Here is a 14,328-nt window from a genome sequence, read left to right as displayed (position 1 = left end):
TCGGGACCGGACCGACGGTTCCGTCGTCGCCGCCCGTACTCGCACCGCCCCTCCCCCCCCATCTCTCCCCCTCCTCCCCCGCATTCGCGCAACCGCTGGAGCCTGCCATGCCCTCGCTGACCGAATCGCCCGGCCGCACCACCGCGTCGGCCTCCCTGCCCACCGCCGACGACGTGGTGGCCCACACCCTGCTGAACTGTCTGCTGCGCGAGGTGTCCGGGCCCGAGCGGCAGACCGTCGTCGCCGACGGCCGTCTGCTGCTGCGGCTGCCCCGCCGCGGGGTGCTGCTGAGCGTCGCCCTGCGCCGGACGTCGCTGCTCGGCGCGCACCGGTTCACCGGCCCGGTGCGCGAGGAGCGAGACGGCGGCCGGTCGGACGTGGACTGGCGGCGGCTGGCCGAGTACACGCGTGACGAGCTGTCGTTGCGCACCGGTGTGCGCAACGAGGAGTTCCTGGCGCAGGTTTCCTCCAGCCACGCGGCAGTCGAGGGTGCGCTCACAGCCCTGCCTGAGGTTCCGGAGCCTCCGGGCGACCCGCTGTCCGCCTACGTCGCCTCCGAGCAGTCCCTGCTCTTCGGGCACCGCTTCCACCCCACGCCCAAGGCCCGCACCGGCGACCCGCGTTCCTGGGCCGCCTACGCACCCGAGACGGGCGCCACCTTCCCGCTGCGGCACCTCGCCGTGCGGGAGCACCTGATCGCGCAGGAGAGCGCCGAACCGTGGGCCGGCGCCGCTCTGGACCGCCAGCGCCCGGACGTCCCGGCCGGCTACCGGCTGCTGCCCGCCCACCCCTGGCAGTACGAGACGCTCCGCGAGCACCCGCTGCTGCGGGCCACCCTGGACCGCGGTGACGTGCTCGACCTGGGGCCGGGCGGCCGGCCCTTCGCTGCCACCGCGTCCGTGCGCACGCTGTACGACGGGGATACGTTCCTGAAGTTCAGCCTGAACGCGCGGATCACCAACTGCCTGCGCAAGAACAGCAGTTACGAGCTGGCCGGGGCGGTCGCCCTCACCCGGGCGCTGGCCCCGGCCCTGTCCGACCTCGCCGGGCGCTTCCCCGGCAGTGCCGTGCTCCGCGAACCCGCCTACCGCAGCCTCGCTCTGCCCGGCCCCGACGGCACACCGGACCGCGATCTGCTGGAGGGCTTCGGCGTCATCGTCCGCGAGGGCCTGTCCCGGCGGCTCGCCCCCGGCACCACTCCCCTGCTCGCGGCCGCCGTCGCCGACGAGTACCCGACGGGTGCCGCCCAGGTATCCCGTCTCCTCGCCGGGGCGGACCCGGCCACGGCGCTCGACTGGTGGTCGGCCTACCTGGACCTGCTCCTGCCGCCCGTCCTCGCCGCCTACTTCGATCACGGCCTGGTCCTGGAGCCGCATCTGCAGAACGTGCTGCTCTGCGTCGACGGCGCAGGACGGCCCGCCCAGGTCCTCTTCCGGGACCTGGAGGGCACCAAGCTGCTGCCCGAACAGCACTCGGAGACGCTGGCCGCGCTGCCTCCCGAGGTGGCCGGGCCGATGACGTACGACGCGCGGCGCGGCTGGGACCGGGTCGTGTACTGCCTGCTGGTCAACCACGTGGCCGAGATGCTCGCGGCCCTCGCCGACCTGCATCCGGAGACGGAGGCGGCACTCTGGGCACGCGTGCGGGACACGCTGCGTGTCTACGCCGACCGGCACGGCTGCCCGCCCCGCCTGGCCGCCCTGCTCGCCGGGGTGCCGCTGCCCGCCAAGACCAACCTGCTCACCCGCTGGGAGCGCAAGGCCGACCGCCAGGCCGGATATGTCCGGCTGCCGTCGCCGCTGGGCGAAGAGGTGCTGCACGAGGCGAAGAGGAGCTCCCGATGACCCGCCCCACCCTCGCGGTGCACGAGCGCGCCCTGTCCCTGCCCTCCCCGGAACTCCCCGCCTACCTCTACGACTTGGCGGCCCTGCGCACACACGCCGCCCGGATCCGGGCCGCGCTGCCCGGGCGGGTCGAGCTGTACTACGCGGCCAAGGCCAACCCGGAGCCGGAGATCCTGGCCGCGCTGGAGCCCTGCGTCGACGGATTCGAGGTCGCCTCGGGCGGTGAACTCGCGCATGTCGCCAAAGCGGTGCCGGGCCGGCCGCTGGCCTTCGGCGGGCCGGGCAAGACCCCGGACGAGGTGACGGCCGCACTGGAGCTGGGCGTCGAGCGCTTCCACGTCGAGAGCGAGCACGAGCTGCGCGTGCTGGCCGAGCTGGCCCGCCGCGTCGCGCCCATGCGGCGTGTCGCGGTGCTGCCGCGCGTCAACCTGCCGGTCTCCGACGGCTCGCTCGCCGGTGGCTCGCTGACGATGGGCGGGCGGCCGACGCCCTTCGGCATGGACCCCGCCCGGGCGGAGCCCGTGATCCGGGCGCTCGCCGACGGGACGTACCCACAGCTCGAACTGCGCGGCGTACACACCCATTTGGCCAGTGGGCTGGGAGCGGCCGAGCTGCTGGGAGTCGCGGGGAGGGTGGTCGGCTGGGCCACGGGGCTCGGCGTGCCGGTCGCGGAGGTGAACGTCGGGGGCGGCATGAGCGTCGACTACACCGACCCGGAGCGACGCTTCGACTGGGCCGCGTACGGCGAGGGGCTGGCCCGGCTCACCGAGGCGCGTCCAGGACTGACGCTGCGGATCGAGCCGGGGCGGGCGCTCACCGCGTACTGCGGCTGGTACGCCACGGAGGTGCTGGACGTGAAGCACAGCCACGGCGAGGAGTTCGCCGTCGTCCGGGGCGGCACACACCATCTGCGCACCCCGGCGACGAAGGGACACGACCAGCCGTGCTCCGTCCTGCCCGCGGGCACCTGGCCGCACCCGTGGCCGCGACCGGCGGCGAAGAGCGGCACCGTCACGCTCGCGGGGCAGCTGTGCACGCCGAAGGACGTGCTGGCCCGCCGGGTACCGGTGCCGGAACTCAGGGCCGGGGACCGGGTGGTGTTCGCCCTGGCGGGCGCCTACGCCTGGAACATCTCGCATCACGACTTCCTGATGCATCCGAGGCCCGGGTTTCACTTCCTGGACGACGGCACCCATGCCGTGAACCGCACTCGGGCTTCCTGAGCCGCCCGCGGGCGGACCCCGGGGCGGACGGTGCCCGCCGGACTTGGCCGGCGGGCACCGAGGCCCGGGACGCGTCAGGCCGCGGCCAGGGCCGGCGTCGGCGCTTCCTCCGCCTCGGCGAGCAAGGCCATGAGCGTCGCCCGGGCACGGGCCACCCGGGAACGGACCGTGCCGATCGGGCAGTCGCTCAGCGCGGCGGCCTCCGCGTACGGCAGACCGAGCAGCTGTGTGAGGACGAACGCCTCGCGCCGCTCTTCCGGCAGTCCGTCCAGCAGCTCGAACAGCGCCACGCCGTCGTCGAAGCCGGGCAGGCCGTGTGGCTGCGCCAGCTCGACCGCCAGCTCCCAGTCCGGCAGATCGGCCCGGCGGGGGCGCACTGCGGTGTACCGGAGGCTGTCCGCCACCGCGCGCCGGGCGATGGCCAGCAGCCAGACGCGCGCCGAGGAACGGCCCTCGAAGCGGTGCAGACTGCCGAGCGCCCGCAGGAACGTGTCCTGCGCCAGATCGTCCACGGCCTGCGGATCGGCGCACATATGGGCGACGTAGCGGATGACGTCACGGTGCAGGGCGCGCACGAAGTGGTCGACGGCCGCGGAGTCGCCGCCGCGGGCGGCCAGCGCCCAGGCGGTTATCGACTCGTCGGCCGACGGGGTTCTCTCGTACGAAAGGGGCAGGGCAGGAGTGATCACCTGGTGTCCTTCTCGGAATGCCGGGAGCACGCGAACGCGCGTGCGGCCCGGTGAGCGGGGATACGGCCGGTCCGTACGGCGTGACGTACGGACGCGGGACCGAGGCCGGGACGCGCGAGTGCCGCCCCGGGACTGCCGGCCGCCGTCAGGCGGCAACGGCCCCGCGGGCGGTCCTCGAGAGGTGATCGCGTGGACGAGAAGGAGAAGACGCGGCGCGCGGTCGGAGGACCAGCGCCGTACACGCACGGGCGGTGGCGGCGGTGCGGGCAGGGCGAACAGGAGCCGCAGCGGCGCGGCCAGCCGGCTGCCCACGGCGCGCAGCAGACGGAAGACGGCCCGTTCGCCGTGACCCAGCCACAGACCGCACAGCAGTGCGGCCAGCAGGTGGGCGGCGAGCATGCCGAGGGACGAGTCACCGTCCGGGGCGTGTCCTGTATGCCCCATGTGATGGGACATGGCACCCATGTCGCGCCCCATGGATCCCACGCCGTGCCCCATGGAGGACATGTCCACAGGGTCCGTGCCACCCATTGCCCCGGTGGCCGGTGGCGGCACGAGCGAGAACGCCGAGTGCAGTCCGGTCTGGACGATCACGGCGACGGCGACGACCGGCCGGAGGCCGCGCTCGCGGCCCGCGAGGCACCAGCCTGCCGCACCCGTCACGGCCCAGCCGCCCACCAGGGTCGACAGGGGGACATGGTCGCCGGACATCATGACGTGCCCCAGGGCGGCGAGCACGACGCAGACGGCCGCGAACACCGCGGCCCGTGTCGCGCGAGCACACCGCCCAGCTGTCATGGCGCCTCATCTTCGCATCCGGCCCCGCCCCGTCACCCATGGGTACGAAAATCGCCCGGCCCCGGTACTCAATCCGAGGCATGTGATCCAGGCCACTGTCCAGGAATCGACGCCTCCGGCCGGGCCACGGCAAAATCCCCGGCGTGGACATCACCGCGCAGGAGCTCAACCGGGCGACCCTCAGCCGTCAGTTGCTGCTGGGCCGGGAGGTGATGGAGGCCGGGGAGGCCGTGCGGCGTGTGATGGCGCTCCAGGCTCAGCATGCCGCTTCGCCGTACGTGGCGCTGTGGAACCGGCTGGCCGGCTTCTCCCCGGCCGAGCTGGACGAGGCCTTCGCGCGGCGCGCGGTGGTCAAGGCGACGCTGATGCGGATCACGCTGCACGCGGTCCACGCGGACGACTACCAGGTGTTCCGCGAGGCGATGCAGCAGACGCTGTACGCCTCGCGGCTCGGCCACCGCTTCGCCGCCGCGGGGCTCACACCGGCCGACGGCGAGGCACTCGTCCCCCAGCTGCTGGACTTCGCCGACCGGCCGCGGACGGCCGCGGAGGTTCAGGCATGGCTGGAGGAGCGGGTCGGCGCGGACAAGAAGGCCGGCGCGTGGTGGGGGCTCAAGGGGTACGCGCCGCTGCTCCACCTCCCGACCGGCGGACCCTGGTCGTTCGGCACCCGGGCCTCGTTCGTCGCGGCGCGGACCGGTCCCGTGCCGACGGGCCGGGAGCCGTCTGCGGACGCACTCGGGCAGCTCGTCCTGCGCTATCTGCTCGGCTTCGGGCCCGCGTCGGTGGCGGACGTGGCCCAGTTCGCCATGCTGCCGCGGCAGCCGATACGGCAGACACTGCTCGCCCTGTCCGACACGGTGGAGCAGCTCCGCGGACCGGACGGGACAGTCCTCTACGACGTACCCGGCGCCCCGCGCCCACCGGCGGACACTCCGGCGCCGCCACGCCTCATGGCCATGTGGGACAGCGTCCTGCTGGCCCACGCCGACCGCAGCCGCGTGATCCCCCCGGACTGTCGCCGTCTGGTGATCCGCGTGAACGGTGACGTCCTGCCCACCCTGCTGGTCGACGGCCAGGTAGCCGGCGTCTGGCGCGCGATCGACGGCGGCATCGAGGCCACGGCGTTCCACGACCTGCCGCGCACCACGTGGGACGCTCTCGCGGAGGAGGCGGCGTCCTTGACCGGCCTCCTGACCGACCGCGACACCGAGGTCTACCGCCGCTACCACCACTGGTGGCCGAAGCTCCCCGCCGGGCAGGTACGGCTGCTCACCGGCCGCGGGTGAGTGACGTCACGTCGTACGCCTCTTCGGAGGAGGCCATGGCCTCGCGGTTCCCGGTACCGGCGAGTTGGCGCCGCCGGACCACGGACGCGAGCCGGGTGAAGAAGACCATGACTGCTGCTCCATGGCCCGCTTGGCCGCCTGCGCCCCGGGGTCTCCCTCCTGCAGGAGGACCGTGACCTGCCGCACGGGATGCGTCATGTGGGGGCAATGCCCCGTGGCGTCGCGTGGTTCCCTCGCCTCGCCCGACCGGTGACATCGCGTCAGTGGTGTTCGTGGACGACGGCGTGGCCCTTGCCCCGGCCGATCATCCACTTGTTGACCGGTGTCGTGATCACGAAGGCCACCGCGAAACCGCCCAGCAGCGCGGACCAGAACAGTCCGTCCGTCAGCTGGGCCTCCATCGCGCCCGGGGTGAGCGCGATGATCGCGTTGTCGACGAGTTCCATCACCGTGATCGAGACCGTGTCCGCGGTCAGCGCGACCCTGACCGCGGCCTTGAGGCCGAGGCCGGTCCGCAGGACGGCGAACAGGGTGAACGAGTAGCCGAAGAGAAAGGCGAGCCCGATCGCCAGAACCATGGTGGGCACATCGCCCCACCCCAGCGCGGTGCCGATGACCATGCCGAGGATCTCGCCGATCACACACCCCGTCAGACAGTGCAGCGTCGCCTTCACGGCGGTCCCCCAGGACGCCCTGCCACGCGGCTGCCGTTCGGGGTGATGACGTGCGGGGTCCGTCCTGTCCCGCCGACTTCCCCTGTGATCCATCCGCTTAGAGTGTCGGATCATGACGACACAGACCACCCGGTCAGCAACGCAGACGTATCTCTCCGAGCTGTTCTCCCTGGACGGCCGGGTCGCGGTGGTCACCGGCGGCAGCTCCGGCATCGGTCGTGCCATCAGCGGCGCCCTCGCTCGCGCCGGCGCGAGCGTGGTGCTCGTGGCGCGCGGCGAGGCCGGACTGACCGCGACGGTCGAGGAGCTGACGGCTCGGGGCTGCCGCGCCGCGTGGGTCAGCGCGGACCTGAGCACGCGCGAGGGTGTGCGGACGGCCGCCGAGCGCGCCGTCGAGGCCTTCGGGGAGCCCGACATCCTCGTCAACAGCGCGGGGATCAATCTGCGCCCGCCGATGGACGAACTCACCGAGGACGTCTGGGACCTCACCATGGCCGTCAACCTGGAGGCGCCCTTCCTGCTGGGGCAGCGCTTCGGCCCGGGCATGGCGGAGCGCGGGTTCGGGCGGATCCTGCACATCAGCTCGCAGCAGGCACACCGCGCGTTCGTGCAGAGCGGCGCGTACGGCGCCTCCAAGGGCGGACTGGAGTCGCTGGCGCGTTCCCAGGCCGAGGCGTGGTCGCCGCGCGGCGTCACCTGCAACGTCCTGGTGCCGGGCTTCGTCATGACAGCGCTCAACGAGCGCCTGTCGTCGGATCCGGAGAAGGTGGCCGCCCTCGCCGACCGCACACTGATCGGGCGGAACGGCCTGGCCGAGGACTTCGCGGGCGCGGCCGTCTTCCTGGCGAGCCCGGCGTCCGCCTACGTCACCGGACAGTCGGTCTACGTCGACGGCGGCATGTCGGTCCACTGACGGCGCGGCAACCGAATCAGGCGGCCGGGCCCTTACGCCAGACGAGGATTTCCGTGCTCGGTGCCCGTTCGGAGAACCGGCCCGACGGCGCGGCCTCGCGCAACAGCAGCCGCAGGTCCGCCTCGAAGTCGTCCCGGCGTCCGGCGAAGAGGTGCGGGGCCGAGAACGACATGGAGAACACCCAGGCGACGACATCGTCGTGGGTCCGCTCCAGTACCTGGCCGCCGGGCACGACGAGACGCCGGGGGCGGGCGAAGCCCGCCCGGGCGAGCACCTCGTCCTCCGCGCCCGGTGTCCCTTGCGTCAGCACCCCGCGGCCCGCTCGTCGCACCGGCCCCAGGTACCGCTTCACCAGGTCGTCCACCCCCGCGTAGGGGACCGCCGGGTGCGGCATGCCGTCGACGGTCCGGGGCTCCGTCTTCAGGTCCGCGATGTGCACCAGGGCCCCGCGGGGCCGGAGCATGCCGCGGACGGTCGCGGCCACCAGGTCGCGGTCCATCCAGTGGAAGGACTGCCCGAAGGTGGCGACATCGAAGGTGCCGAGCCCCGCGGGCAGGGCCTCGGCCCGCGCCCGCACCCAACGGGCCCTGGCGCCCACTCCCCGGCCGGCGGCCCCGCGCCCGGCTTCGGCGATCATCCCGCCGTCCGGGTCCACCCCTACGATCTCGCCGAACAGATGCGCGAGGCTCAGGGCGATGGTTCCGGGCCCGCAGCCCACGTCGAGGAGGCGCCCCTCCCCGTCGAGCCGCAGCTCCTCGGCGAGCGCGTCCGCCAGCCCGGCGGCGTACGGCAGCCGCCCCCGCTCGTAGTAGGCGGCGGTCCCCGCGAACAACGTGTCGTCCCACTCCCAGCCGACCACCATGTCCACCCACCGCCCTCACACCACGGAGTCCCGCGGCCATCCGGCCGTTCGACGACCCCGATGATTCCACGGCCCCGCCTGGAGGTTCCCCCATCGGAGAGCGGCCGGCGGGCGCTTGTCAGTGCCCGGTGTCACGCTGGGCACACAGGACCTGCGGAAGGGAAGCATCACCATGATCACCACGGAGTTCGCCCCCGGTTCCCCCTGTTGGCTCGACCTCGGCGCTCCGGACATCCGGAGCGCCGCTGCCTTCTACGGCGCCGTGCTGGGGTGGGACTACGAGTCCATGGGCGAGAGCGAGGACTTCGAGGGCGGGATGTTCCGGAAGGACGGCAAGATCGTCGCCGGGCTCGGCAAGCTCACCGAGCAGGGAGCGCGCTCGGCCTGGATGCTCTACTACAGCGTCGCCGACGCGGACGCCACGACGAAGGCCGTGGAGCAGGCGGGCGGCACCGTGCGCGTCGCGCCGATGGACCTCGAGGAATGGGGCCGGATGGCGCAGTACACCGACCCGCAGGGAGGCCAGTTCGCCGTCTGGCAGCCGGGGACGACCAAGGGCCTCGATCTGGTCGACGAGCCGGGTTCGCTGTCCTGGACCGAGTTGATGACGACCGACGCGGCCGCCGCGAGGCAGTTCTACGGCGGACTCTTCGACTGGCAGTTCAGCGACATGCCGCTGCCGGGCGACGCGGGCGTGTACACCCTGATCACCCCCGCCGGGCTGCCCGAGGACCGGATGCACGGCGGCCTCGTGGAGCTCCGCCCGCAGGACCTGGATCTGACGGACGGGCGGCCGTACTGGCACCCGGTCTTCGCTGTGGACGACTGCGACGCCGCCGTGGCCAAGGTCAGGGAGTACGGCGGCAGCGTGCAGATGGGGCCCGAGGACATGGAGGGTGTCGGCCGGCTGGCCGTCTGTCTCGACCCGGCGAACGCGGACTTCGTGGTGCTCGCTCCGTCCCGGCCGCGGTAGTGCTCCAGCGCGGCGGCGGACGCCTGGACCGGGTGGGTCAGGACGGTCCAGCGCACGCCGGTGGTGTAGGGGCGGGTGGTGGTGGATCCGAGGTAGCGGTAGGACTCGGTGCAGGACGGCAGCAGGGTGTAGATCTCCACGTCGGGCACATCCCAGGGGTCTTCGCTCCGGCGGGCGGATTCCAGCAGCCGTTCCAGGGAGCCGTTGGCGTCGCCCGGGTGGACGAAGACGGCGAGCACCGCGTACTCCTTCGCACCGGCGACGGCCGCGGCCGCTTCCCCCCTCCCCCTCCCTGATCGTCCGTGCGTACTTCAGGTGCTGTTCCATCGGGAACGCCACCCCGCCGACGATGTGCTCGGACGGCGTGTGCCAGTGGATGTCCTCCAGGTGGTAGGACGCGTCGCCGATGCTCATCAGGCAGTCCTGCCCGCGCGGCGGCTCGGCCTTCACCGAGCCCTCCTCGGCCCGGGCACGGTCGGGCCGGTGCCGGTCGGGCGCTCGAAGCTCACACGCAGAGAGAGCCGCGCCGGATGGCGCAGGCGCAGGGGTGGCAGGGCCGAGACGTCGGTGTCCTGCGGACGGATGTCGACCGGGCTCTGGGACTGCGGCGCGGTGCCGACGGCGGCGGGGGCGGTCAGGGACACGGGGGATCACCTCGGTCGACGGGCGGACGGCCGGGCAACGACGACCGCATCCCTTTCCCACGCCGGCGCCCCCGACGCGCGAGGTCACCCGGACTGCTGAACACCCCGGATCGCGGCCCTGACGCGCTACGGTCACGGCATGAACCAAGGTCCCGGTGCGGCAGCTCAGGAACCCGGCGAGGACACCGTCCGCGAGTTCTCCGGTCTGGTGCAGGACTGGGCGGCCGCGATCGTCGCCAACGACCCCGGGCGCATCGCGGGCTTCATGGCGGACGACTGGGTGATCGTCTCCGAGTCGGGGATCGATCCGAAGGAGAAGTTCCTCTCACTCGTCGAGTCCGGGGCGCTCACCCACTCGGCGATGGACCTCAGGACCCGGCCAAGGGTCCGCGTCCACGGCGACACGGCGGTGGTCACCGGCCGGGTCACCAACACGGCCCACTACCAGGGCGAGCGCTACGACGCCGACGAGTGGACGACGGATGTGTTCGTGAGGCGGGACGGGCGCTGGCGGTGCGTGCTGAGCCACATCACACCCGCGGCCACCGACATCTCATCCACGGCCCCCGAATGAGCGTTCATGTGATTTGCATATGATGCGCAAATGCATGACTACAGCATCAGGGAAGCCACACCTGCGGACATCGACGGGGCGCGGGTGGTGATGCTGGACGCCGTGTACCGCGACTTCGACACCGGCTATGTGCCGCGCTGGCACGCCGACATCATCGACCCGGTGCAGTTCTACGTCGAACCGCCGCGGCACACCCTCCTGGTGGCCGTGGACGAGCGGGACGGGACGGTGGCGGCCACAGGGGCGCTGGACGCCCGCGGGCCGGCTCATCCTCCGAATCCGCGCTGGCTGGCCGAGCGGTACCCCTCGGGCGAGACCGCGCAGCTGCGGCGGTTGTACACAGGCCCCGCACACCGGCGGCGCGGACTGGCCCGGCGGCTGGTCGAGGGGCTGGTCGACTTCGCCCGGGCCGACGGCGGCTACCGGTCCGTCTATCTGCACACGTATCCGCACTCCCCCGGCGCGATGGGCCTGTGGCGGACGCTGGGCAAGGTGGTGTGCGACGAGCGGGAGGAAGTGCCCGGCGGCGGCAGCGGCGCGGTGCACTTCGAGATTCCCTTCGCCTGAGCACCACGGGGACGACACTGAACACCTCGAACTCACCCCTGACCAAGGGCCTCGCCGCCCTGCGCGTGCTGGCCCGGGGCGGCGCTCCGACGCTGCTGTGGCGGGCCGTGCTCATGGCCGCTCTGGTGGGCGCGATCGGCCTGCTGCCGTGGCTGTCACGCACGGACCCGGCGCTGACCGTGCTCAAGGCCCGCTCGGCCGACCGTGACCCGACGCCCGAGACATTGCGCGCCATCCGCTACCAACTCGGGCTGGACGACGGCCCGCCGGCACTGCTCGGCCGCTGGCTGGGCGGGCTGCTGCACGGGGACGCGGGCACGTCGTGGGTGTCCGGCGGCCAGGTGCTGCCGGACGTCGTGCAGTCGCTCGGCGCCTCGCTGCTGCTGATGTCCGGGGCCCTCGTGGTCGCGACGGGCACCGTTGCCGCGGTGTGTGCCCGCACACTCCGGCTCGGCTCGCGGGGGCGGCTCGCCGTACGCGGCACTGGCGGCACGGCGTCGGCCGTGCTGGCCACGCTGCCCGAGTTCCTCGTCGCCTCGGTGCTGGCCTCGGTGATCGGCGTCCAGCTGGGCTGGCTGCCCGCTCTCGGCTGGTACGGGCCGCAGTGGATGGTGCTGCCGTCGCTGGCCCTCGGTCTGCCCGCCGGGGCGATCCTCGGACGGATGCTGGACGACCTGCTGCCCAGCGCCTTCACCGAGCCGTGGGCGCTGGCCGCCGCGGCACGCGGTGTCCCGCCCAAGTCCGTGGCGCTGCAGGCGGTGCGCCGCTGCGTGCCCGGACTGCTGCCCAATCTGGGCCTGTTCGTGGTCGGCCTCACCGGCGGCTCGGTCGCCGTCGAGCAGATCTTCGACATCCCGGGGCTGGGCCGGCTCACCCTCCAGGCCGCCCTGGCCCAGGACCTGCCCGTCCTGCAGACCGGCACCCTCGCCCTCGTCCTGGTCGCGGCCGTCGCCGGGGTCCTCGCCCGGCAGTCGGCCCGGCTGCTCATCGGGCCCGCGCTACGCGACGGCGCCCTGCACTCCCTGCACGGCGCCGGCCCGTCCGGGCGCCGCGCCCTGCCCCTGCTGTACGCGGCGCTGCTCGCCGCCGTCATCGGGTTCGGCCTGCCCCGCGACCCGCTCGCCCTGGACGCCCTCGCCCGGCTGCGGTCCCCCTCCCTGGCGCACCCGTTCGGGACGGACGCGCTCGGCCGGGACGTCCTCGCCCGGGTCTCCCACGGCGCGCTCACCACCCTCGGCATCGCCCTCGCGGTGAGCGCCGCCGCGCTCCTCGTGGGGCTGCTGCTGGGGCTGCTGCCGAGGCTGTCCGGGCCGCTGGTCGACACCGTCAGCGCCGTGCCGCCCGTCCTGGCCGGACTCCTCGTCGCCGGCGTCGCGGGCAGCGGGCCCTGGACGCCGGCGATCGCCGTCGGTGTCGTCGCCTGGTCCCCGCTGGCCGCCCACACGTCCGCCCTGCTGCGGCAGGAACGCGCGACCACGCATCTGGCCGCGACCCGTGCACTGGGCGCCGGCCGCTGGTACCTGCTCTGGCACGAACTGCTGCCCGCCGTGCTGTCGCCCGTGACACGGCACGCCCTGCTCCGGCTGCCCGGTATCGCGCTGAGCCTCGCCGCCCTCGGCTTCCTCGGCCTGGGCGCCCAGCCGCCGTCCCCCGAGTGGGGCCTGCTGCTCGCCGAGAACCAGCCGTACTCCGAGCGCGCCCCCTGGGCCGTCCTCTTCCCCGCCGCCGTACTCGCTCTGCTGGGGGCGCTCGCGGTGACGGCAGCGGGCGGCGTACGCCTGCCCCGGCGGCGCAGGCGGCCCGAGGGCCCGGCCGGCCCGCCCGGGGAGCGGGTCATGCCCCCGCAGCGGCAGCGGAACAGCCCCGACGCCCTCCCGGCCCCCGTGTCCACCACTGTGTCCACCCCTGTGTCCACCTCACCGACAGAAGAACGATGACCGACCCCATCTCCCGTGTGCCGGCCCGCCGGTCCGCCCGTGCGCCCAAGTCCCCGCGCGAGAGCGCCTGGCGGCTCTGGAAGGAGCTGTCGCCGCTGCTGCGGCTGCTGATCCTGACCCAGCTCGCCTTCAACATCGGCTTCTACGCCGTCCTGCCGTTCCTCGCCGAGCACCTCGGCACCGCGATCGGCATGGCGGGCTGGCTGGTCGGGTTCGTGCTCGGGCTGCGTACCTTCAGCCAGCAGGGACTGTTCGTGGTCGGCGGCTCGCTCGTCGACCGGTTCGGGGTGCGGCCCGTCGTGCTGGCCGGCTGTGTGCTGCGGATCGCCGGGTTCGCGTGGCTCGGGTACGCGGAGGCGAGCTGGGCCGTGATCGGCGCCGTGCTGGTGATCGGTTTCGCCGCCGCGCTGTTCTCCCCCGCCGTGGAGTCCGAGGTGGCCCGCCAGGCGGTGGTCTGGGAGGAGGAAGGACGCGGCTCGCGCACGCGTCTCCTGGCCCTGTTCAGCGTGGCGGGCCAGGCCGGCGCCTTCGTCGGACCGCTGCTCGGCGGACTGCTGCTCGCCGTCGACTTCCGCACCGCGTGCCTCGCCGGTGCGGCGGTCTTCGTGCTCGTCCTGGCCGGGCATCTGTGGCTGATGCCGCAGCACATCCCGGGCCGGGTCCGCACCCGGGAGCGAGGCGGGGCGCGCCTGCTGCTGCGCAACCGCCGCTTCCTGGCCCTGTGCGGGGCGTACGGCTCGTACCTGCTCGCCTACAACCAGCTGTATCTGGCCCTGCCGGACGAGGTGCAGCGCGCGGCGGGCTCCCAGGCGCCGCTGTCCTGGCTGTTCGCCCTGTCCTCGGTGCTGGTGGTGTTCGCCCAGCTGCCGGTGACCCGCTGGGCGGGCGACCGGCTGGACCTGCGCCGCTCCATGACGGCGGGGCTGCTGCTGATCGCGGCCGGTTTCGCGGTGGTGGCCGCGGCGCGCCCCGCCGGCTGGACGGGAGTCGCCGGGCTGCTGCCGGCCGCGGGCTTCGTCGTGCTGCTCACCGTGGGGCAGATGCTGGTCGTCCCCGCCGCCCGCGCCTGGGTGCCCGACCTGGCCGAGGAGGGACGGATCGGCCTCTACATGGGCGCGCTGTCCTCCGTCTCCGGCCTGATCGTCCTGGCCGGCAGCGCCGCCACCGGCTCCCTCCTCGATCTCGGCCTCCCGCCCGCCGTGCCCTGGCTGGCCCTCGCGGCCGTACCGGCCCTGACGGTGGCTCTGCTGCCGCGTCGGGCGGGCCGGGCAGAGGCGGCGGACAAGGCGGCCTGATCAGGCGGCTGCGCCCCAGGGGCAACCGCGCGCACCGCACCGTCAC

14 protein-coding genes and 1 pseudogene are annotated in these 14,328 nt (G+C 73.6%); 9 read left to right on the top strand and 6 right to left on the bottom strand.

The features are described 5' to 3' along the window. Positions 1–107 precede the first annotated feature (107 nt). Both ACQEV8_RS40175 and ACQEV8_RS40170 read left to right on the top strand, forming a co-directional pair. Positions 108–1,844, top strand: coding sequence for an IucA/IucC family protein (locus ACQEV8_RS40175; RefSeq protein ID WP_432971154.1), 1,737 nt, complete (start codon positions 108–110; stop codon positions 1,842–1,844). Beyond that, complete coding sequence (locus ACQEV8_RS40170; RefSeq protein WP_432971151.1) at positions 1,841–3,067, top strand: type III PLP-dependent enzyme; 1,227 nt, start codon at positions 1,841–1,843, stop codon at positions 3,065–3,067. Before ACQEV8_RS40175 ends, ACQEV8_RS40170 begins: the two co-directional genes overlap by 4 nt. A gap of 74 nt (positions 3,068–3,141) precedes the next feature. Here ACQEV8_RS40170 and ACQEV8_RS40165 read toward each other — a convergent pair whose 3' ends face one another. Further along, positions 3,142–3,756 carry a sigma-70 family RNA polymerase sigma factor gene (locus tag ACQEV8_RS40165; protein ID WP_432973345.1) on the bottom strand — a complete coding sequence of 205 codons (615 nt, stop codon included), beginning with the start codon at positions 3,754–3,756 and terminating at the stop codon, positions 3,142–3,144. A gap of 941 nt (positions 3,757–4,697) precedes the next feature. Here ACQEV8_RS40165 and ACQEV8_RS40160 point away from each other — a divergent pair. After that, positions 4,698–5,843 carry a winged helix DNA-binding domain-containing protein gene (locus ACQEV8_RS40160; protein ID WP_432971148.1) on the top strand — a complete coding sequence of 382 codons (1,146 nt, stop codon included), beginning with the start codon at positions 4,698–4,700 and terminating at the stop codon, positions 5,841–5,843. Here the strand turns inward: ACQEV8_RS40160 and ACQEV8_RS40155 are convergent. Then, positions 5,827–5,952: a hypothetical protein gene (locus ACQEV8_RS40155; protein WP_432971145.1), complete on the bottom strand. Its 126-nt coding sequence runs from the start codon at positions 5,950–5,952 to the stop codon at positions 5,827–5,829. The genes ACQEV8_RS40160 and ACQEV8_RS40155 overlap by 17 nt on opposite strands. Positions 5,953–6,103: 151 nt before the next feature. Continuing rightward, positions 6,104–6,610: a DUF4396 domain-containing protein gene (locus tag ACQEV8_RS40150; protein ID WP_432971142.1), complete on the bottom strand. Its 507-nt coding sequence runs from the start codon at positions 6,608–6,610 to the stop codon at positions 6,104–6,106. Positions 6,611–6,629: 19 nt separating this feature from the next. On the opposite strand from ACQEV8_RS40150, the gene ACQEV8_RS40145 reads away from it, so the two are divergent. After that, entirely contained in the window at positions 6,630–7,430 is an 801-nt protein-coding gene (locus tag ACQEV8_RS40145; protein WP_432971139.1) for an SDR family NAD(P)-dependent oxidoreductase, read from the top strand. 16 nt (positions 7,431–7,446) lie between these two features. Here ACQEV8_RS40145 and ACQEV8_RS40140 read toward each other — a convergent pair whose 3' ends face one another. Further along, positions 7,447–8,292: a class I SAM-dependent methyltransferase gene (locus ACQEV8_RS40140; protein ID WP_432971136.1), complete on the bottom strand. Its 846-nt coding sequence runs from the start codon at positions 8,290–8,292 to the stop codon at positions 7,447–7,449. Between the two features lie 172 nt (positions 8,293–8,464). Here ACQEV8_RS40140 and ACQEV8_RS40135 point away from each other — a divergent pair, with 172 nt between their 5' ends. Next, positions 8,465–9,265 carry a VOC family protein gene (locus tag ACQEV8_RS40135; protein ID WP_432971133.1) on the top strand — a complete coding sequence of 267 codons (801 nt, stop codon included), beginning with the start codon at positions 8,465–8,467 and terminating at the stop codon, positions 9,263–9,265. 32 nt (positions 9,266–9,297) lie between these two features. Here the strand turns inward: ACQEV8_RS40135 and ACQEV8_RS40130 are convergent. Beyond that, positions 9,298–9,504 (bottom strand): annotated as a pseudogene (locus tag ACQEV8_RS40130) (carbonic anhydrase family protein); the annotation flags it as partial. Positions 9,505–9,711: 207 nt separating this feature from the next. Then, entirely contained in the window at positions 9,712–9,909 is a 198-nt protein-coding gene (locus tag ACQEV8_RS40125; RefSeq protein ID WP_432971130.1) for a hypothetical protein, read from the bottom strand. A 139-nt stretch (positions 9,910–10,048) separates the two neighbouring features. Between ACQEV8_RS40125 and ACQEV8_RS40120 the strand changes: the two genes are divergently transcribed. The 4 genes from ACQEV8_RS40120 (at position 10,049) to ACQEV8_RS40105 (ending at position 14,282) form a co-directional block, all read left to right on the top strand. Further along, on the top strand, positions 10,049–10,483 hold the full coding sequence (locus ACQEV8_RS40120; RefSeq protein WP_432971127.1) for a nuclear transport factor 2 family protein: 435 nt from the start codon (positions 10,049–10,051) through the stop codon (positions 10,481–10,483). A 30-nt stretch (positions 10,484–10,513) separates the two neighbouring features. Beyond that, positions 10,514–11,050 (top strand): GNAT family N-acetyltransferase, encoded by a 537-nt coding sequence (locus ACQEV8_RS40115; protein ID WP_432971124.1) that lies wholly within the window; start codon positions 10,514–10,516, stop codon positions 11,048–11,050. Between the two features lie 113 nt (positions 11,051–11,163). Then, positions 11,164–12,987, top strand: coding sequence for an ABC transporter permease subunit (locus ACQEV8_RS40110; protein ID WP_432973342.1), 1,824 nt, complete (start codon positions 11,164–11,166; stop codon positions 12,985–12,987). Next, a complete protein-coding gene (locus ACQEV8_RS40105; RefSeq protein WP_432971121.1) occupies positions 12,984–14,282 on the top strand; it encodes an MDR family MFS transporter in 1,299 nt (432 codons plus the stop codon). Before ACQEV8_RS40110 ends, ACQEV8_RS40105 begins: the two co-directional genes overlap by 4 nt. Positions 14,283–14,328: the final 46 nt, after the last annotated feature.

Origin of the sequence: Streptomyces sp. CA-179760, from assembly GCF_050937045.1 — a bacterium.
Lineage (GTDB): Bacteria > Actinomycetota > Actinomycetes > Streptomycetales > Streptomycetaceae > Streptomyces.
This window is presented reverse-complemented; position numbering and strand designations above follow the sequence as displayed.